This window comes from Martinezella lusitana (assembly GCF_016901135.1).
In the GTDB taxonomy this organism is placed as follows: Bacteria; Pseudomonadota; Alphaproteobacteria; order Rhizobiales; family Rhizobiaceae; genus Rhizobium; species Rhizobium lusitanum_D.
Genome location: NZ_JAFEVL010000045.1, coordinates 842,644 through 863,170, shown reverse-complemented (window position 1 = coordinate 863,170; position 20,527 = coordinate 842,644). Strand labels below are relative to the sequence as shown.

Here is a 20,527-nt window from a genome sequence, read left to right as displayed (position 1 = left end):
GGGGAATTTCTATGCAGACTTTTTCGAAGATCCTTTCCGTAACCGCTCTTTCGGTATCGCTGGCTCTCGGGCTTGGCTCCGCCGCCAGCGCCGCACCCAAGACCAGCTTCAAGGTCGCCTGGTCGATCTATGTCGGCTGGATGCCCTGGGGCTATGCCGCCGACCACGGCATCGTCAAGAAATGGGCCGACAAATACGGCATCAATATCGAGGTCACACAGTTCAACGACTATGTCGAGTCGATGAACCAGTACACGGCAGGCGCCTTCGATGCCGTGACGCTCACCAACATGGACGGCCTTTCGATCCCGGCGGCGGGTGGCGTCGACACAACCGCCGTCATCGTCGGCGACTTCTCCAACGGCAATGACGCCGTCATCCTCAAGGACAAGACAAGCCTTGCCGATATCAAGGGCCAGAACATCAATCTCGTCCAATATTCGGTCTCCCACTACCTGCTCGCCCGCGCGCTCGAGAGCATCAAGCTGACCGAACGCGACGTGAAGGTGGTCAACACCTCGGATGCCGACATGGTCGCGGCTTACAAGACGCCTGATGTCTCTGCCGTCGTGACCTGGAATCCGCTGGTCTCCACCATTCTCGAGGATCCCACCGCCAAGAAGGTGTTCGACAGTTCGCAGGTGCCGGGCGAGATCATCGACCTGATGGTCGCCAACAGCAACGTGCTCAAGGACAACCCGAATTTCGGCAAGGCTCTCGCCGGCATCTGGTATGAAACGGCGGCGCTGATGAAGGCCGACACGGCGGAGGGCAAGGCAGCCCGCGAGGCGATGGGCGCGGCCTCGGGCACGGATATCAAGGGCTTCGAGGCCCAGCTTGCAGCCACCAAGCTCTTCGACAAGCCGGCCGACGCCGTCGCCTTCACCGCATCGCCGAGCCTGCCGAAGACGATGGATCTCGTCCGCAACTTCTTGTTCCAGAAGGGCTTGCTTGGCAATGGCGCTGCTTCCGCCGATGTCATCGGCATCGAAATGCCCGATGGCAAGGTTCTTGGCGATAGTAAAAACGTCAAGCTGCGCTTCACCGAAAGCTACATGAAGGCAGCCGCCGACGCCTCGCTCTGAGCGAAAGACCCATCGGCGGCGCGATGGCGCCGCCCCGTTTCTTCATTCGCGGAGCATTGTCCATGCGTTGGATCAACACCAGGCCGAGCCCGGGCGCGCAGCTTGCCTTGACGCTGCTGCCCTTTGCGCTGCTGATCGTCGCCTATGCCATCGGCTCGGCCGCGCGGCTTGCCGAAAACGCCAACGACAAGCTGCTTCCCAATCTTGCCGGCTTTGCCGACGCCATCGACCGCATGGCCTTCATCGCCGACCCGCGCACGGGAGACTATCTGCTGTGGTCGGATACCGGGGCAAGTCTCATTCGGCTTCTATCCGGTCTCAGCATATCCACCGCGATCGCGCTTTGCTTGGGCATGCTCATCGGCATGTTGCCTTATCTGAGAGCGCTGCTCTCGCCTTTCGTCGCTGTCATATCGATGGTGCCGCCCCTGGCGCTGCTGCCGATCCTCTTCATCGTCATGGGCCTGGGCGAGACATCCAAGATCGCGCTGATCGTCATCGGCGTGACGCCGACGATGGTGCGAGACCTGGCATTGAAGGCGCTGGAATTGCCGCGCGAGCAGATCGTCAAGGCCGAAACGCTGGGCGGCTCTTCCTGGCAGATCGCCCTTCGCGTCGTGCTGCCGCAGATCCTGCCGCGGCTGATCACCTGCCTCAAGCTGCAGCTCGGCCCGGCCTGGCTGTTCCTGATCGCAGCCGAGGCGATCTCCTCGGATGCCGGCCTCGGCTACCGCATCTTCCTCGTTCGCCGATACCTGTCGATGGACGTGATCTTTCCCTATGTCGTCTGGATCACGCTGCTCGCCGTGCTCATGAACTATCTCCTCGATCGCATCCGCATCGCCGTCTTCCCCTGGTCGGAATTGGAGAGGCAGGCATGAGCGAGCTTAGGATCGAAAAGGTCTGGAAGGAGTATGGCGACCAGATCGTGCTCGAGGACGTGTCGCTGACCGTGGATTCTCGCGCCTTCGTCGCACTGGTCGGCCCCTCCGGCTGTGGCAAGTCGACCTTCCTGCGCATGCTGCTGGGGCAGGAACAGCCAACCAGGGGCAATATCCTTCTTGACGGCGTGGCGCTGCCCTCGGAACCGGGCGCAGATCGCGGTGTCGTCTTCCAGCGCTACTCGGTTTTCCCGCATCTGACCGTGCTCGGCAATGTGCTGCTCGGCAAGGAACTCACCGCCTCGCGCTATAAGGCAAGGCTCTTCGGTGCAGCGCGCCGGAGCGCCATCGAGGAGGCTCGCCAACTGATTGCCGAGGTCGGCCTTACGGGCGCAGAGGACAAATATCCCGCCCAGCTTTCCGGCGGCATGCAGCAGCGCCTTGCGCTCGCCCAGGCGCTCATCATGCGGCCGAAGGTGCTGCTGCTCGACGAGCCCTTCGGCGCGCTCGATCCCGGCATCCGCGCCGAGATCCACACGCTGATGAAGCGGCTGTGGCATGAAACGCAGATGACCGTCGTCATGGTCACCCATGACATGCGCGAGGCCTTCACGCTCGCCACCCGCGTCGTCGCCTTCGAGCGCCGCCGCGACCGGCCGGAAGAAAAGGAGCGCTACGGCGCGACCATCACCAAGGACATTGCCATCTGGCCGCCGCGCATCGCCGGCGCAGCCTCGATCTTCAGCCCCGACCGGGACGGCCCGGTCGCTTCCCTGGGGCACCGCCGGGACGACCTGGCACCGCTGGGAGACATCTAGCCATGCAGCACGTCAGACGTTCGCCGGAAGAAATCGCCGCCAATCGCGCACGCTATGAGGAACACCAAAGAAAAGGACTGGATTTCGCGCCCAAGGCGTTACCCGCGCCAAGCCCCCTTCCCGCCCCGCCTGTCGACGCAGCTTGCGTCGTTCATCAGGAGGTCATACCGGGCGGCTGGTATTGGTCGACGCGCATCAAGCGCGGCGAGACGCTGCGCATCGCCCAGCAGCACGGTTTCTCGACGGTGACGCTCGTCGCATGGAATGCGGCCGACACAAGCGAGCGGCTGAATCTACCCGACACTGTGAAAATGCAGTGGACCACCGCCCTTTCGAAAGGCCGGGTGATCTTCTCCGATATGGGCCGGGTGATGTTTTCCGTGACGGAGGATTCCTCCGGCACCCATGATTGCCTGATGGGCGGCTCCACGGCCGCGTCGAATCTCACGAAATATGGCGAGAGCACCCGCAACACACGCGACAACCTTGTGCTGCTCGCGACCAAGGCCGGGCTCGACCGACGCGACATCCCAGCGGCGCTTTCGCTCTTTGCCCCCGTCCGCGTCGACCAGGACGGCAAGTTCCAATGGAGGCCCGAACTGCTAGATGACGGCGACTATATTGAGCTTCGCGCCGAGATGGAGATCATCGTCGGTCTTTCCAATTGCCCGCATCCGCTCGACCCCAACCCCAACTACCGGCCCAATCCGGTAGCGGTCACCCGCATCGCAGCAACCGAGCCGCGCGCCGACGACCTTTGCCGGACGGCAACCGCCGAAGCCGTGCGCGGTTTTGAAAACAATGCGCTGGCAGCGATCTGAGCGAGGAGCGATATCATGACCCCATTCATCCAGACCGCATCCCGCCGCACCCTCGATAACGCCACGCAGGATCACTTCATCCCGGCCGAAGCGCCCTTCTCAACCGTGATCCGCAAGGGCCAGACGCTGCGCATCGAAGACAGCTACGGCCAGCAGGCGATCGACACGCTGTTCTACAACGCTGAGGACCACTCCGAGCGCTATTCCAGCCAGGACACCATGCGCGAACAGGGCGCGGCCTATATCACCACAGGCACCCGGATCGTCTCCAACGAAGGGCGGGTGATGCTGACGATGAGCGCCGACAGTTGCGGGCGCCACGACACGTCGGCCGGCGCCTGCTCCTGCGAGAGCAACACGGTGCGCTTCGGCCATGGCACGAAATATCTCCATGCCTGCCGGGACAACTTCGTCCTGGAGGTTTCCAAGCATGGTATGAGCAAGCGCGACGTCGTGCCCAACATCAATTTCTTCATGAACGTGCCGATCGAACCATCAGGCGAGATGACGATCGTCGACGGCATTTCCGCGCCGGGCGACTATGTCGAGCTGAAAGCCGAAATGGACGTGCTGCTCGTCATTTCCAACTGCCCGCAGATCAACAACCCCTGCAACGGCTTCGATCCGACGCCGATCCGGGTCCTCGTCTGGGACGGTGAGGCTTGAGATGTTCAAGAAGATATTGATCGCCAATCGAGGCGAAATCGCCGTCCGGATCATCCGGACATTGAAACGCATGGGCATCGCCTCCGTCGTCGTCTATTCCGATGCCGACCGGTTTTCCAAGGCATCGCTGATGGCCGACGAAGCCGTAAGGCTCGGCCCAGCTCCTGCCTCCGAGAGCTATCTCAACGTCGATGCCGTCATCGCCGCCTGCAAGGCAACGGGCGCCGAAGCCGTCCATCCAGGCTACGGTTTCTTATCGGAAAACATCGGCTTTGCCGAGCGGCTGGCCGCGGAAGGCATTGTCTTCATCGGCCCAACGCCGGAAAACATTGCCGCCTTCGGCCTGAAGCACACGGCACGTGAGCTGGCGCGAGCAAGCGGCGTGCCGCTGCTGCCCGGCAGCAATCTTGTCGAGACGAGCGAAGCGGCGCTCGCAGCCGCGATCGAGATCGGCTACCCGGTCATGCTGAAATCGACAGCGGGCGGCGGCGGCATCGGCATGCAGCTTTGTGAGGATGCCGATAGTCTGAGAGCCGCCTTCGAAAGTGTGCAACGCACCGCCAAGGCAAGCTTCGGCGACGCACGCGTCTATCTCGAACGTTTCGTTTCGAAGGCCCGCCACGTCGAGGTACAGATCTTCGGCGACGGCGAGGGCCGGGTGATCGCGCTTGGTGAGCGTGATTGCTCGCTTCAGCGCCGGAACCAGAAGGTGATCGAGGAAACCCCCGCCCCCGGTCTTTCGCCCGCCGTGCGAGAGCGTCTGCATGCCGCGGCTGTGGCACTCGGCACCTCCGCGGGCTATCAATCCGCCGGGACGGTGGAGTTCATCTACGATCCACAGCGCGAGGAATTCTACTTCCTCGAGGTCAATACCCGCCTGCAGGTCGAACATCCGGTCACCGAAGCGGTCTACGGCATCGACCTTGTCGAATGGATGATCCGTCAGGCGGCCGGTGAGGATGTGATCACAGGCAACGAGGATCTGAAGCCAAGCGGCGCTGCGATCGAGGCGCGCATCTACGCCGAGATGCCGCATGCCGGCTTCCGGCCGAGTGCCGGTCTGCTGACGGAAGTCGCCTTCCCGGTAAGTGCGCGCGTGGACGGCTGGATTGAGACCGGCACGGAAGTCACGCCCTTCTATGACCCGATGCTCGCCAAGGTTATCGTCACGGCCGAAGACCGACCGTCCGCGATCGAGAAGCTGCAGCATGCGCTTGCCGAGAGTTCCATCGCCGGCATCGAGACCAATCTCGACTATCTGAAAGCGATTGCGGGATCCGATCTGCTCTCAAGCGGCGATGTGGCGACGACCGCGCTCAAGGATTTCGCCTTCGTACCCGATATCATCGAAGTGGTAGCGCCGGGTGCGCAGTCGAGCATTCAGGAGCTACCCGGCCGCCTTGGCCTCTGGCATGTGGGCGTGCCGCCGAGCGGCCCCATGGACGAGCGCTCATTCCGCCATGCCAACAGGCTCGTCGGCAACGCCGACGAGACGGCGGCGCTGGAACTCACCGTATCCGGCCCGGTACTCAAGATCTTCTCAAACATCACCATAGCGCTCGCAGGCGCGCGCATGCCGATGAGCCTCGACGGCGTCCCTCTGCCGCATGACGAAGCCGTCACCATAAAGGCAGGTCAGACGCTTGCGATCGGCGCGATAGAGGGTGCCGGCCAGCGAGCCTATCTCGCCGTTGCGGGCGGGTTTGCAGCACCCGTCATGCTCGGCTCGCGAGCGACCTTCGGCCTCGGGAAATTTGGAGGACACGCGACCGGCACGCTCCAGACCGGCCATGTGCTAAGACTGGCACGCACGCCGAGACACCGGGCCAAAGCGGCCGATGCACCGGCCCTACTAACGCGCAACTGGCAGGTCGGCGTTCTCTATGGTCCTCACGGCGCGCCCGACTTCTTTTTGGAAGACGATATCGAGACGCTATTCTCGACCGAATACGAGGTGCATTTCAACAGCGCCCGCACCGGCGTACGCTTGATCGGCCCCGCACCAAAATGGGCGCGCAGCGATGGCGGCGAAGCCGGCCTTCACCCCTCCAATCTCCATGACAATGCCTATGCGGTGGGTGCTATCGACTTTACCGGCGACATGCCGATCATTCTCGGGCCCGATGGCCCGAGCCTCGGCGGCTTCGTCTGCCCCGCCGTCATCGCACGCGACGAGCAGTGGAAAATGGGCCAGTTCAAGCCCGGCGACAAAATCCGCTTTCGTCCGGCCGCGCGCGCGCAGGATCCTGTCGCCGGTCCCATGGTGCGGCGCATCGGCGATGAAGCGGGATCGGCAATCATCGGCCAAAGCGAGAGCGGTCCGGTAGCCGTCGTCTATCGCCGCCAGGGCGACGACAATCTGCTGGTCGAATATGGCGCGATGACCCTCGATATCGCGCTGCGCCTGCGGGTGCACCTGCTAATGCAGGCCGTCTCCGAGGCACGCCTGCCTGGGATCATCGACCTGACGCCCGGCATACGATCGTTGCAGATCCATTATGACGGCACCACGCTCACGCGAAAGCGCTTGCTCGGTCTGTTGGCGGAGATCGAGGCGGGCCTGCCGGCCGCGCAGCAGGTCAAGGTCCCGAGCCGCATCGTACATCTGCCGCTCTCCTGGAACGATCCGGACGCCGAGCTCGCGATGCGCAAATATCAGGAGCTCGTGCGCCCGAACGCGCCCTGGTGCCCGTCGAACATCGAGTTCATCCGCCGTATCAACGGCTTGCCCGACGAGCAGGCGGTGCGCGACATCGTCTTCGATGCCAGCTATCTGGTGCTCGGCCTCGGCGATGTCTATCTCGGCGCACCGGTGGCAACCCCGGTCGATCCGCGCCATCGGCTGGTGACGACGAAGTACAATCCGGCCCGTACCTGGACGCCGGAAAATGCCGTCGGCATCGGCGGCGCTTATATGTGTATCTATGGCATGGAGGGACCGGGCGGCTACCAGCTTTTCGGCCGCACCATCCAGGTCTGGAACAGCTGGCGGCAGACGCCCGTCTTCGCCCAGGGCAAGCCGTGGCTGCTGAACTTCTTCGACCAGATCCGCTTCTTTCCCGTCAGTCACGAGGAGCTGACGGAGGCTCGCGCCGCCTTCCCGCATGGAGGCTATCCCGTCAAGATCGAGGAAACGGAATTTTCCTACGGTGCCTATGAAGCAGGGCTTGTCCGCGACGCAGCCACCATCGGCGCTTTCAAGTCCAGGCAGCAGGCCGCCTTCGAAGCGGAGCGCCAGCGCTGGAAGGAGCTCGGCCTCGACAGCTTCACCGTCGAGGAAGGGGCCGGCCCCGGATTGGGCGGCGACATACCCGACGGCTGCTTCGGCATCGAAAGTGCCGTACCCGGCAACGTCTGGAAAATACTCGTCGAGGAAGGCCAGCCGGTTGCCGCCGGCGATACATTGGCCATCATCGAATCCATGAAAATGGAAATTAACGTCACCGCACATGCCGCCGGGCGCGTCCGCGATCTGCGCGCCGGCCCGGGGCATAACGTTAGAGCTGGCGATGTGCTCGTCATACTGGAGGAAATCTGATGCTTCCCACCATTCTCGATCTCGCTTCGCTGAAAGCGGCCTATGCGGAAGGCCTGTCGCCGCTCGACCTGGTGGAGGAGATCATCGCCAGGCGCAAGGCATCGGACGATCCGGCGATCTTCATCACGATGACACCGGACGACGATCTGCGCACGGCAGCCCGCGAGCTGACGGCAAGAGCGCCTGAGCCCAACAGCCTGCCGCTCTGGGGCATTCCCTTTGCGGTCAAGGACAATATCGATGTTGTCGGCCTGCCGACAACAGCCGCCTGCCCGGCCTTCGCCTATCATCCTGAGGAGGATGCGACCACGGTCGCGCGGCTGAAGGCCGCCGGCGCCATTGTTATCGGCAAGACCAATCTCGATCAATTCGCAACCGGCCTCAACGGCACGCGCTCGCCGCATGGCGCACCGCGTTCCGTATTCGACCGCAACTATGTCTCCGGCGGCTCCAGTTCCGGCTCGGCCGTTGCCGTTGCGGCCGGATTGGCAAGCTTTTCGCTCGGCACCGACACGGCAGGCTCCGGCCGCGTCCCGGCCGCCTTCAACAATCTCGTCGGCATCAAGCCGACGCCAGGGCTTGTGCCCAATGTCGGCGTGGTGCCGGCCTGCCGCAGCGTCGATGTCGTCACGGTCTTTGCCGCGACGGTCGGGGACGGCATTGCCGCGCGCAAGATCATGGAAGGCTATGACGCCCGGGATCCATTTTCGCGGCAAGCGGCACCCGCAGCCTTGCAGTCATCGCGCCCGCGCATCGGCGTGCTCGACGGCGTGGAGCGCGAATTCTATGGCAACAAGGATGTCGAAGCTCTCTATGACGCAGCCATCGAGCGGGCGAAATCGCTGGGTGCCGTCATCGTACCCTTCGACTATGCGCCTTTCCGGCAGGCGGCCGAATTGCTCTACAACGGCCCCTGGGTCGCCGAGCGGCTGGCGGTCGTGAAGGATTTTCTGGCGACGAATGCCGATGATTTCGATCCGACCGTGCGGACCATCATCGAAGGGGCAAAGGCCTATGACGCGGTCGCCGCCTTCGAAGGCCGATACAGACTGGAATCCTTGCGGCAAAAGACGAAGGTGGAATGGGAGAACGTGGACTTCCTGATGCTGCCGACCTCGCCCACCACCTACACTGTCGAGGAGATGCGGGCCGATCCGATCGCCAAGAATGGCCATTTCGGCCGCTATACCAACTTCGCCAACCTCCTCGACTGCGCGGCGATCGCCATACCCGCCGGCTTTGACGCCGGTGGCCATCTGCCTGCCGGCGTGATGCTCGTCGGCCCGGCCTTCACCGACGAAGCATTGGCTCCCTTCGCCGACGCCATGCATCGCGCCCTGAACGCCGGAATGGGCAAGGACCGCACGGCCGCGCTGCCCGATGCCAGCCGCGTAGCCCCGGCTGCCGAAGACCTCGTGCCGATCGTGGTCGTCGGCGCACATCTGACCGGCATGCCGCTCAACCAGGAGCTAACCCGACCTGGCGGATACAAACTGAAAACCTGCCGGACGGATGGCAGCTACCGGCTCTTTGCGCTCCCCGGCACCGTCCCGCCAAAGCCTGGATTGGTGCGCGATCCGGGTTTTGCCGGCAAGGGCGTGGAAGTCGAGGTCTGGGGTCTGCCGCCTGCGGCATTCGCCCGCTTCGTCCAGAATATTCCGGCACCGCTGGGCGTGGGCAAGATCACGCTCGACGACGGAAGTAGCGTCTCGGGGTTTCTCTGCGAGGTCCATGCCGTCGCCGGCGCTCGAGATATTACCGAATTCGGCGGCTGGCGCGGCTATATCAGCGCCGCTAACTCAGCTTCTTGAGGGAGGGAAGTCAAATGCAGGAATTGCTGATGAAGGCATTGCGAACCATCCTCGAAGGCCTGATGGCGAGAACCGATGCCATCGGTGGCAGCCGCCCCGACAGGCGCGACCTCCATTCCCAAAAAGCTCGTGCTGGAGATTCCTAACTGATCTCGGCCACCGCGGATGACTCGTCATCCGCGGTGGCGTCTAGGGCGCCATCAGCGAGCGGATGCTTCGATCAGCCGATTGCAGCAGTTCGAATGCGGCATAGCGACGTTCGTGCAGCACCTTGATGGCGCCGTCCGCCGGCGCGAACAGTTTCGCCAGCCGCGACATGGCCGCCATCGCTTCCGCGAGCGAGCCATAATGCCCGTGGGCCGTGGCGCCCAACATGGCCGCCCCGAGAAGAACCGGCTCCTCAGTGTCGGCAACCGCGACAGGCATATTGGCCGTATCGGCCAGAAGCTGGCGCACAAGGCCGCTCTGGGCAGCACCGCCGCTCGCAACGATGAGATTGCAGACGATGCCATCCTGCGCCAGCTTATCGAGCAGCTGCCGCAGGCCGTAGCCGATACCACAAAGGCCGGCGACGTAAAGCGCGACCAAATCGTCGATGCCGGTCTCCAACGCCAGACCCGAAATGACGGCACGCGCGTCAGGATCAGCGAAGGGCGAGCGGTTGCCGAGGAATTCGGGCACCACCTGTATGGATTTGGCGAGCACGACTGCGTCGGACGCATTCTTGCAGGCTTCGCCTGCCTGACGGTCGAGCCAGGCGACCAGCGACAGGCCCTCCGCCTCGGCCTTCGCCCGCGCTTCGTCAGCTGCAGGATGCATGGTAACGAGGTGATCGATGGCGGCTCCAGCCGCCGATTGCCCGCCTTCCGTCAACCACAGGCCGGGCACCATGGCCGAATGATAGGGTCCCCAGACGCCATCGACGAAAACCGCCGCCTCGCTTGAGGCCATCGAGCAGGCTGATGTGCCGAAGATGTAAGCAAGCCTGTTGCTGATATCGGCATTCCCCTCGGCGTCTTGGCCACCCAAAGTGCCGACGCCGCCGGCATGGGCGTCGATCAGCGATGCGCCGACGGGCGTGCCAACTGCAAGACCCAGATCGCGCGCAGCAGCGTTGCTCAGCCCGTCGCCCAAGGCAGTGCCGGGCTCGACGATTTCAGTGCCTATTCTTGCAAAGCCTCCGTCAGCCAACTCTCCGAGACCGATATCCCTGAAATATTGGGCATCCCAGCGCTTTTCATGTGCGAGATAGGTCCATTTGCAGGTAACCGTGCAGACCGATCTCTTCAGCGAGCCCGTCGCGCGCCAGGTCAGATAGTCGGCGAGATCGAAGAAATGATCGGCTGCGGCAAAGGACTGCGGCAGGTTGCGCTTGAGCCAGAGGAGCTTCGGCGTCTCCATCTCAGGCGAGATCCGGCCGCCGACATAGCGCAGCACGGAGTGGTCGCCGGCATTGATTTCGGCAGCCTCGCCGGCGGCGCGATGGTCCATCCAGACGATGATATTACGATCCGGATCGCCGGACGGGCCGACGGCGACTGGCGCGCCATCCGCCTTGACCGCCACCAGCGAGCAGGTCGCATCGAAGCCGACGCCGGCGATAGCGGACGCCACTATTCCAGCCGTCGTGACAGCTTCCTTGACGCTGTCACAAACGGCCTTCCAGATCTGCTCGCTGGACTGCTCGACAATGCTGCCGGCCTCGTGCCAGATGGTGATCTGGCGTTTGGCCGAGGCAAGCAGGTGTCCCCGCGCATCGAAGACGCCGGCGCGGGCGCTGCCGGTTCCGACGTCGATGCCGATGAAATAAGGTGCCGTCATCAGAGATCCGTACTCAAAGGCAGGATCACCAGATCCCGAATGACAATGTTGCGTGGCCTCGATAGCATGAAGAGGACGGCTTCCGCGACTTCAGTCGCTTCCATGAGGCCGCCGGCGGCGATCGTCTCGTCCAGTTTCGCCTTCGGCCAATCGCTGATGAGCGCGGTCACCACCGGCCCTGGCGCGACTGCGCCGACGCGGATGCCATGCTTGGCGACTTGGCGGCGCACGGTATGGACGAATGCCTGAACGGCATGTTTCGAGGCAGTATAGATCGGCTCCCAGACCACCGGCACCAGACCGGCAATGGAGCTGGTCATGATGATATCGCCGGTCTTCCGCTCGACCATGTGCGGCAGCACCATCCGGACGGAACGGAAGGCCGCGTTGATGTTGAGATCCAGCATCCGATCCCAGGCATCGGGATCACCATCCACGACCTCACCGCCAATATAGGAGCCGGCATTGGCGTGGAAGATATCGAGATTGCCAAATTTCTCCAGGATCTGCGGCATCATGGTGGCGACACTCGCGGGATTGAGGAGGTCGATGACGACGGGATGGGCATTCGGCCCCAGGTCGGCGCAGAGGCTTTTCAGACTATCCTCGGCCCTGTCGATGAGGGCGACGCTGGCGCCCTCGTTCAAAAGCGATTTGGCGCATTCCAGCCCGATCCCGGAGGCGGCCCCGGTGATGGCGGCGACTTTACCGGCAAAATCCTGTCTCATATCAATCCTTACCTTGTGATGAAATCAGCCACGCCCATGCGAGGCGCGGGAACGGCGAGCCAGCGAGTCGACGATAACAGCGATGGCAAGAACTGCGCCGGTGATCATGTAGCGAAGCGCCGACGACAGATCGAGCATCGTCAGGCCGCTCGCGATTGACTGGATGACGATGATGCCAAGCAATGCCGAATAGGCATTGCCGCGGCCGCCAAAGAGGCTGGTGCCGCCGATGACGGCTGCGGCGATCGCATTCAGGTTAACGTCGCCGGTACCGGCTTGCTGGCTGGCCGACGCCAAACGGGCTGCCGCCAGCACACCGCCAAGGGCCGCAAACATGGCGCAGAGAACGAAGGCGCTGGTATAGATCATCCGCACATTGATGCCGGCACGCCGCGCAGCCTCCCGGTTGCCGCCGACCGCTGACATCGACCGGCCCCATTGCGTGCGCGTCAGCGCGTAATCCATGATGATGACCAGCACCACGAACAGGGCGAACATCCACGGAATGCCGCGATCCTGATTGAGGTAGAAGGCGACGAATTCCAGAGCCACCGTGATGGCGACGGCTTTCGCAACGAGGCCGCCGATGGAAGGAGCCGACAGGTTCGCCTGCTTGCGGCGCCGAACCACGGCGAAGCCGGCAAACAGCATCACCACGCCGGGGATGAGCGCAAACACATAGGCGAGCGGACGCGGAATAACCAGGAGCTGGCCGAAGTTCACGATCGCCGAACCATAGGGCAGATTGATGGAGCCGGTGGCGCCGAGCAAATAGAGCTGCATGCCCAGCACGGCAAGCAATCCCGCCAGCGTCGAAACGAAGCTCGGCATGCCCAAACGGTTGAAGAGCAAAGCGTAGATCGTGCCGATCACGCCGCCGAAGACAAGCGCGGCCAGGATGGCCAGTACCACCGGCCAGCCTTCATTGACCCAGAGCATGCCGACCATGGCCGAGGCGAAGCCGCTGATCGAGCCCACCGAAAGATCGATCTCGCCCACCATCAGCACGCAGACGATGCCGAGCGAGATAATGCCGACCGTCGACGCATCGAACAGCAGATTGGCGAGATTGTTGCTGGAAAGGAATGTCGGGTTGAGCGTGCCGAACACCGTCCAGATGATGACGAGGCCGACGACAACAGGCAGGGAGCCGAGATCGCCTGACCGAACCTTGTCGATGGACGAACGGATCGTCGCGGCAATGCCCGTTTCATGGCTGACGCGAACGTCGCTGCGGTCGAGCAACACGGTCGGCTGCTTCGTGTCCTGGTTCATATCTGGCCCCCTTCTCTTTGTTCCTGTTGGGCCTGACGTCGCCCGGCGCGCCGCGACACAGCGTTTTCTGTGGCACCGGTGATGGCGCTGACAAGTTCCTGGTTCGAGGTGTCGGGATAGAAGATCCCGTTGTTGCGGCCGAGGCGCAGCACGACGATACGGTCGGCCACGGCGCGCACATCCTCCATGTTGTGGCTGATCATGATCACGCCGAGCCCCTTGTCGCGGACGCGTTCGATGAGGTTCAGCACTTCTGCGGTCTGCGCCACGCCAAGTGCGGCTGTGGGTTCGTCCAGCATGATAAGCTTCGGTTCGAGGAGCAGCGAGCGGGCGATCGCCACCGTCTGCCGCTGTCCGCCGGAGAGCGATGCGATCGGAATGCGCACGCTCGGGATGCGCGCCGCAAGCTCGTTCAGCAGCGTCCAGGCGCGCACTTCCATTGCGGTTTCGTCGAGCTTCAGCGGGCTGAGCTCTCGGCCGAGGAAGATGTTCGCAACCACATCGAGGTTCTCGCACAGTGCAAGATCCTGGAAGACGGTAGCGATGCCGAGATCGAGCGCGGAGGACGGATCGCTGAGCGTGACTGGCTTGCCTGCGAATGTGATCGTGCCGGCGCTCGGCTGGTGAACGCCGGCAAGGATCTTGACGAGCGTCGATTTGCCCGCGCCGTTGTCTCCGACAAGCGCTACGACTTCGCCGGCATGCACATCGAGGTTGATATCCGTCAGTGCCGAGACGGCGCCGAAATGTTTGGAGACACCTTGCAGGCTTAGCACCGGCTCGCCTGTCGGGGCTCTTTGATCGGAAGCGTCAATCATGTTTCGCCACTCTCTCGGTTTGCAATGAAGGTCGGTTCATTTCCGGCCGCCGAAGCGGCCGGAGCATATCGATGGCCGTAATCAGCTGCCGATACCGAGCTTCTTGCAGCCGTCGGCGTAGCGATCGGTGCAGAGCTGATCGGGCGTCTGGATCGGCTTGCCGTTGACGGCCTTGTCGATAATCTCGGCCTTGAGATTGTCAGCCGTAACCAGCGCCGGCGTGAAGAGCTTCGTCGGCGTATCAAAGAGCTTCGTGTCCGCCTTCGGCGTCGTGCCGGAGAGTAATTCAATCGCGACATTGGCGGCAGCCGCGGCGACGATCTCACTTGGCTTGGAGATCGTGTTGTACTGATCGCCGGAAATGATGAGCTGCAGGCCGGCGATGGTGGCGTCATTGCCCGTGACCGGTGGCACCGGATCGAAACCCGCCGCCTTGAAGGCCGCCACGGCAGCGCCGCCGGTACCGTCATTCGCGGCAACCACGCCGAGGATCTTCTTGCCGAAGCGGGTGATCTGGCCGCTTGCCCATTGCTGTGCCTTCGGCGGCGCCCATTCCGGCGTGTCGAATTCCGCAAGGACCGGATAGCCGCCCTCGGCGAGACCGGCATGAATGCCCTTCTTGATCAGGCCGGCCGCAGCATCGGTCGGCGAGCCGTTGATCTCGAGCAGGCCGCCGTCACCGGGTTTGACATTCTTGGCCTTCAGGTGATCGACGAGCGATTTCGCGATCATCTTGCCGATCTCTTCGTTGTTGAAGGACACATAGTAATCGGCAGGGGTCGACGGGATCGGGCGGTCATAAGCGATGACGCGAACGCCCTGGCTCTGCGCCATCTTGACCAGCGAGGCCGCGGCGGTGGAATCGACCGGGTCGAGCACGATCGCCTTGGCACCCTGCGAAATCGCCGAGTTGAACTGCTGCTGCTGGCGCGAAGCATCGCCATTGGCATTCTGGTAGATGACCTTGCAGCCGGCGCAGAGCTTCTTCATCTCCGCCTGGAAGCCCGGGAAGTCATGCTCTTCGTAACGCGTCGAACTCTGGTCGGGCATCAGGAAGGCGACGGTTGCGTCGGTCACCTTGGCGGATTGCGCGAATGCGGACGTGCCGCTCAGAAGGCCGAGCGCGGCTGCGCCAGCGATTTTCAGTGCGAAATGGTTCATTGGAATTTCTCCGTTCCAAATGGTAATGGTTTCCCTCGATCATCGCGGCCCTACGCACGCGATGCTCTTGTTTGACGTCCACCGGCGACGATCATCCGACCGAGGCGGCGGCTATTTTTCGGACAAGCGTTCTCCTTCGGGCGACAGAGGTGCCCGCTCGCTTGGCCTGAATTGTTGTCTCTCCTCCCTGTCCTCCCCTTGGTTAGGCGGCCTCCACCGCGCGCGCATGCTGTGCCAATAGTGATCTGAACCGCGAGGGCGCCATGCCCTTCTGATCCAGAAAACGGCGATTGAAATTCGAGATATTGTTGAAGCCGGCGGCAAAGCAGATGTCGGTGATCGACATGTCGGCGTTGCTCATCAGCAGATGGCAGGCAAAGTTGACCCGCAGCCGGTTGACATATTGCACCAGCGCCATGCCGGTGTGGCGGCGAAAGCTGCGCGAAAAGGCGCTCGGGCTCTGGCCGGTCAGCTCAGCCAGATCGCATTCACTAAATGGTTCGGTCAGATGCGCATTGATATAAGACAGCGCCTGATTGACACCCGCCGACATGAAGCCGGAAGGATCCGGCTGATAGCCGGCGCTGGCAAGCGAGCGGGTGCCCTGCGCGCTGCTCATCGCGTCGAGAATGTTCATGAAAAGCTCGATACGTCGAATGCCTGATGCCTGGACCAACTCGCCGAGGATAGGGCCGACGATAGCGGCGGTCTCGGGCGTGAAAAGCGCACCACGGCGGCTGGTTTCCAATATGTCGGCGCAGGCCGACAATTCCGGAAAAATCTTGCTGGCATCGGCAAAGAAGGATTCGGAAAATTGCAGGACACGGCAGCGCAAGGGAAGCGTCACACCGGCCGGGACATTGCTTACCCAGTTATGCGGCAGGTTTGGCCCGGTCAGGATCAGATTGCCCGGTTCGAACTCGCCGATGAAGTCACCGATGAAATATTGGCCGGTGGTCGCCACGACATGATGGATTTCGTATTCGGGATGAAAATGCCAGCGGACCGTGCGGTAGGGATAGCCATGCTCCCAGGCCTTGAAGGACTCGCCACTGCCGATCGCAACAACTTCCAAATCGGGGTTCATCAGCCAGCCTCCTTTCGCCCGCCCGTGCTCAATCCGGTTGCGGCGCCTCCTCCCAGAGGCCATCGCGTCTTCTATGGGTTGAATCTACGCCTCGTATTCGCCGCACGCTACTACGCCCTGAACGCTCGGCCGATACTTTTTTGACATGAACGGCCCCTTCTTTGGTCAAATGTGCAGTGCGGTATGACCAACTGCAGCGCGAAGGGCGCGGCGATATTATGAAACGACTTCAATCCAGATCGTCGCGGATGCACGCCTTGAATTGTCCCGGCGCGATTTCACGTAACTCCGGCACTGTTGCTGCACAGGCGTCGAGAGCATGCGGGCAGCGCGTGCGGAAGACGCAGCCGCTGGGCGGATTTGCCGGGCTTGGAATGTCGCCCTTTAGAATCTGGCGGTCACGCCGAGCATCCGGATCGGGGGACGGAATGGCCGATAGCAGTGCGCGCGTGTAGGGATGGCTGGGGCCGGCGTAGAGATCGGCGCTTGCAGCGATCTCCATGATGCGGCCGAGATAAAGCACAATCACGCGATCGCAGATATATTCAACAACGGCGAGATCATGCGAGATGAACAGCATGGTCAGGCCAAGCCGTTGCTGCAGGCTACGCAGCAGATTGATGACCTGCGCCTGAATGGAGACATCCAGCGCCGAGACGGGTTCGTCGGCCACGAGAAACTCCGGCCCGAGCGCAAGCGCGCGTGCGATGCCTATCCTCTGTCGCTGACCGCCGGAAAACTCATGCGCATAGCGATTGATCGCCTCTGCCGGCAGATCCACCTGCTCAAGTGCTGCCCGCGCCCTGTCGAGCCGATCCAGGCGATTGCCGAGGCGCTGTATCTTCAGGCCTTCCGTCAGGATTTCGCCGATGGTCATCCGCGGCGACAGGCTGGCGAAGGGATCCTGAAAAATATACTGCATGCGCGGCCGTATGCGCCGCAACGCTCCCGCGCTGAGACCGGTCATCTCGGTGCCATCGAAACGCACGCTGCCGGCCGTCGGCTCGACGAGCCTGAGGACGGAGCGCCCTATCGTCGTCTTGCCGCTGCCGGATTCGCCCACCAATCCAACGACCTCGCCCCTGCCGATATCGAAGGAAATATCGCGAAGGATGGCAAGCTTTGCGCCACGGGAGACATAGTCCTTGGCAAGGCCTTGCACGGAAAGAAGCGGTTCGGTCATCTAGATCTCCCGCCAGCGGATACAGCGGCTCGCATGCCCGGCACCAACAGTCTCCAGAGCCGGCACAGCTTCGGCGCAGGCGGCGATGGCGTGGGGACAGCGCGGCGCGAAGGCGCAGCCCGGGGGCATCCTCGTCAGCGCCGGCACGACGCCGGGAATGGCGACCAGCTGTTCGCCGGCTTGCCGCATCCGCGTTGCCTCGCCGAGGCGTGGCATGGAGGCAAGCAGGCCCTGCGTATAAGGATGCCTTGGATCGCGAAACACTGTTCCGACCGGTCCTTCCTCGACAATCCGGCCGGCATACATGACGGCGACGCGATGGGCGATCTCGGCCACCACACCGAGATTGTGGGTGACGAAAAGGATCGCCATGCCGCGCTCCCGTTGCAGCCGCTGCATGAGTTCAAGGATCTGCGCCTGGATCGTGACGTCGAGAGCCGTCGTCGGCTCGTCCGCGATCAGCAGCACCGGGTCGCAGGCGAGCGCCATGGCGATCGTTGCCCGCTGTCGCATGCCGCCGGAAAGCTCATGCGGATATTGCCGCACCCGCCGCTCCGCATCGGGGATGCCAACGCTCTCCAACAGCGCGACCGCCTCGCGCATCGCCGTGCGTCGGTCGGCCTTGCGGTGGATACGGATCGGCTCGGCGATCTGGTCGCCGATGGTCAGCACCGGATTGAGGCTCGACATCGGCTCCTGAAACACCATGCCGATATCATCGCCGCGTATCGCGCGCATATGCCTGTCGTCGAGCGTAGCGAGATCGCTGACGACGCCTTGCTTGTCCCGCAACCTGATACTGCCGGCGGCAACGACGCCGACATTGCGCGTCAGCAGCCGCATGACTGAAAGACTGGTGACCGACTTGCCTGAACCGGATTCCCCGACCAATGCCAACGTCTCACCCGCCTCGATGGTGAGGTCGATATCCCGCACCGCCGTCAACTCGCCGCCACGGGTGCGGAAGACGGTCCTCAGCCCCCTGATGTCGAGAACGGGTTCGGTGGCCGGCGTCATCATGTCTACAGCAGCCCCGTTTCTCGCAGGATGCCATCGATCCTGGCCGTCTCCTCCGCATTGAGCGCTGCACGCGGACGCGGCATGATGGCGGTATCGATGATACCGAGACTTTTCATGGCTGCCTTGAAAGCGCCGATGCCGGACGCGCCGCCGCTGACGCGGCCCTGCGCCACCCAGACGATCTCGAACAGACGGCAAAGCCGCTCCTGCTCACGGCGTGCCGCAACCCAATCGCCGCGCTGTGCCGCATCCCAGAGGCGGACATAGCCATGCGGATCGACATTGGCGATACCGGGAACCACGCCATGCGCGCCCATCAAGAGGGCATTGTCGACGACGATCTCGGACCCGGTCATCAGGAAAATATCCTTATTGTCGGCGAGATCGAGCAGCGCGTAGCGGAAATTGCCATCATCGCCGCTGGAATCCTTCAGCCCGATGATGGTGCCTTCCTTGGCAAGCGTCACCACCGTCTGGCGCTGCAGCTTCACATGCACGCAGACGGGAATGTCATAGGCCACAAGCGGAACATCGACAGCGTCGCGAATATAGCGGAAGTGGTCGAGGATCTCGGATTGGCTGGTAACCGTGTAGAATGGCGCGGTGACGACGACGGCGTCTGCCCCGGCGGCCCTGGCGATCTGCGAATGGGCGATCACGCGGTCGGTGGTCGCGTCGATAGTGCCGACCAGCAGCGGAACGCGGCCATTCACAACCTTGGCCGAATGTTCGATGATCTCGCGCCGTGTCTTCTCGTCATGGAAGACGACTTCGCTCGTCGAGCCCAGCACGAAGACGCCATGGCAGCCGGCCTCGATCAGGTGCTCCAGCACCCGCGTATAGGATTTATAGTCCACCGTAAAATCCGGGTTCAGCGGCGTTACGACGGGGGGCACCACACCCTTGAATTTGCTCATTGTCTCTTTCTTTCCTGGTTTAATGAAGCTCGGCGCGCGGATCGAAGGCATCCCTCAATCCGTCGCCGATGAAATTGATGGCAAGGACGGCAAGAACCAGCGCGGCGCCGGGAAACAGCCATTGCCAGGGATATTGTTCGAGGACCGCGGTGGAGCGGGCGGCATTCAGCATGTTGCCCCAGCTTGCCGCGGGCGGCGCGATGCCAAGCCCGAGGAAGGAGAGCCCTGCCTCCAGCAGGATCGCATTGGCGACCTGCGTCGTCGCGTAAACTACCAGAATGTCGATGCAGTTCGGCATACCGTGGCGCAACAACAGATGGGGCAACCCGGCTCCCATGCCGCGCGCGGCCGTCACGAAATCGCGCTCGCGCAATTCGAGCAGCCTTGAGCGCACCATGCGCGCAAGCAGTGGCCAGGAAAGCAGCGATATGACTATGATCGTCGGCAGGATACCGGTGCCGGTGATGGAGGCCAGCACCAGCAGGAAGATCACCGGCGGCAGGGTCATGACCAGATCGACGAAGCGCATGCTGAGTGCATCCGCCCAACGCCCCGCAAAGGCCGAAATGGAACCGAACAGGAAGCCGATCAATGCCGAGATCAAGGTGGAGCCGGCAGCCACCATCAGCGAAATACGACCGCCTTCGAGGACTCTCGCAAAGACATCGCGCCCGACGCCATCAGTTCCGAACCAATGCGTCGCATTGGGTGCGGCGTTCATCGCCAGAAGGTCGATATCATTGGGCTGGAACCGCCACCACAGCGGATAAGACAGAATGAGCACCAGCATCGGCACGGCGATGCAGACGCCAAACAGGGCCGCACCGTTCAGCCTGAAACGGTCGAATGCGCGAGCCAGCGGGCCGGGACTTGGTCGTTCGGTCCGCGCCAGCATCG

At 62.8% G+C, this 20,527-nt stretch carries 18 protein-coding genes; 8 read left to right on the top strand and 10 right to left on the bottom strand.

The window, feature by feature from the left end:
- Positions 1–11 precede the first annotated feature (11 nt).
- From JTP94_RS19795 to JTP94_RS35810, 8 genes are all read left to right on the top strand, one after another.
- Positions 12–1,085: a putative urea ABC transporter substrate-binding protein gene (locus tag JTP94_RS19795; RefSeq protein WP_204852149.1), complete on the top strand. Its 1,074-nt coding sequence runs from the start codon at positions 12–14 to the stop codon at positions 1,083–1,085.
- Positions 1,086–1,147: 62 nt separating this feature from the next.
- Positions 1,148–1,966, top strand: a complete 819-nt coding sequence (locus JTP94_RS19790) for an ABC transporter permease (RefSeq protein ID WP_204852148.1) — start codon at positions 1,148–1,150, stop codon at positions 1,964–1,966.
- Positions 1,963–2,784 (top strand): ABC transporter ATP-binding protein, encoded by an 822-nt coding sequence (locus tag JTP94_RS19785; RefSeq protein WP_204852147.1) that lies wholly within the window; start codon positions 1,963–1,965, stop codon positions 2,782–2,784. The genes JTP94_RS19790 and JTP94_RS19785 overlap by 4 nt, the downstream gene beginning before the upstream one ends.
- 2 nt (positions 2,785–2,786) lie before the next feature.
- Entirely contained in the window at positions 2,787–3,605 is an 819-nt protein-coding gene (locus JTP94_RS19780) for an urea amidolyase associated protein UAAP1 (protein WP_204852146.1), read from the top strand.
- Between the two features lie 15 nt (positions 3,606–3,620).
- Positions 3,621–4,271, top strand: coding sequence for an urea amidolyase associated protein UAAP2 (locus JTP94_RS19775; protein WP_204852145.1), 651 nt, complete (start codon positions 3,621–3,623; stop codon positions 4,269–4,271).
- Position 4,272: 1 nt separating this feature from the next.
- Entirely contained in the window at positions 4,273–7,809 is a 3,537-nt protein-coding gene (uca, locus tag JTP94_RS19770; RefSeq protein ID WP_204852144.1) for an urea carboxylase, read from the top strand.
- Complete coding sequence (gene atzF / locus JTP94_RS19765; RefSeq protein ID WP_204852143.1) at positions 7,809–9,620, top strand: allophanate hydrolase; 1,812 nt, start codon at positions 7,809–7,811, stop codon at positions 9,618–9,620. Before uca ends, atzF begins: the two co-directional genes overlap by 1 nt.
- 14 nt (positions 9,621–9,634) lie before the next feature.
- Positions 9,635–9,766, top strand: a complete 132-nt coding sequence (locus JTP94_RS35810) for a hypothetical protein (protein WP_271022465.1) — start codon at positions 9,635–9,637, stop codon at positions 9,764–9,766.
- Positions 9,767–9,809: 43 nt separating this feature from the next.
- Here the strand turns inward: JTP94_RS35810 and JTP94_RS19760 are convergent, their stop codons facing one another.
- The 10 genes from JTP94_RS19760 to JTP94_RS19715 all read right to left on the bottom strand — a co-directional run bounded on the left by JTP94_RS19760 (position 9,810) and on the right by JTP94_RS19715 (position 20,525).
- Positions 9,810–11,441, bottom strand: a complete 1,632-nt coding sequence (locus JTP94_RS19760) for an FGGY-family carbohydrate kinase (RefSeq protein WP_204852142.1) — start codon at positions 11,439–11,441, stop codon at positions 9,810–9,812.
- Entirely contained in the window at positions 11,441–12,169 is a 729-nt protein-coding gene (locus JTP94_RS19755) for an SDR family oxidoreductase (RefSeq protein WP_204852141.1), read from the bottom strand. The genes JTP94_RS19760 and JTP94_RS19755 overlap by 1 nt, the downstream gene beginning before the upstream one ends.
- Before the next feature lie 24 nt (positions 12,170–12,193).
- A complete protein-coding gene (locus JTP94_RS19750) occupies positions 12,194–13,444 on the bottom strand; it encodes a sugar ABC transporter permease (protein WP_204852140.1) in 1,251 nt (416 codons plus the stop codon).
- A complete protein-coding gene (locus JTP94_RS19745) occupies positions 13,441–14,262 on the bottom strand; it encodes an ATP-binding cassette domain-containing protein (protein WP_204852139.1) in 822 nt (273 codons plus the stop codon). The genes JTP94_RS19750 and JTP94_RS19745 overlap by 4 nt, the downstream gene beginning before the upstream one ends.
- Before the next feature lie 81 nt (positions 14,263–14,343).
- Positions 14,344–15,423 carry a sugar ABC transporter substrate-binding protein gene (locus JTP94_RS19740; protein WP_204852138.1) on the bottom strand — a complete coding sequence of 360 codons (1,080 nt, stop codon included), beginning with the start codon at positions 15,421–15,423 and terminating at the stop codon, positions 14,344–14,346.
- 202 nt (positions 15,424–15,625) lie between these two features.
- Positions 15,626–16,510 carry an AraC family transcriptional regulator gene (locus JTP94_RS19735; RefSeq protein ID WP_204852137.1) on the bottom strand — a complete coding sequence of 295 codons (885 nt, stop codon included), beginning with the start codon at positions 16,508–16,510 and terminating at the stop codon, positions 15,626–15,628.
- Positions 16,511–16,739: 229 nt separating this feature from the next.
- Positions 16,740–17,693: an ABC transporter ATP-binding protein gene (locus JTP94_RS19730; protein WP_204852136.1), complete on the bottom strand. Its 954-nt coding sequence runs from the start codon at positions 17,691–17,693 to the stop codon at positions 16,740–16,742.
- Positions 17,694–18,710, bottom strand: a complete 1,017-nt coding sequence (locus tag JTP94_RS19725) for an ABC transporter ATP-binding protein (protein WP_204852347.1) — start codon at positions 18,708–18,710, stop codon at positions 17,694–17,696.
- A 5-nt stretch (positions 18,711–18,715) separates the two neighbouring features.
- Entirely contained in the window at positions 18,716–19,630 is a 915-nt protein-coding gene (locus tag JTP94_RS19720) for a dihydrodipicolinate synthase family protein (RefSeq protein WP_204852135.1), read from the bottom strand.
- 19 nt (positions 19,631–19,649) lie between these two features.
- Positions 19,650–20,525, bottom strand: a complete 876-nt coding sequence (locus JTP94_RS19715; RefSeq protein WP_204852134.1) for an ABC transporter permease — start codon at positions 20,523–20,525, stop codon at positions 19,650–19,652.
- Positions 20,526–20,527 lie beyond the last annotated feature (2 nt).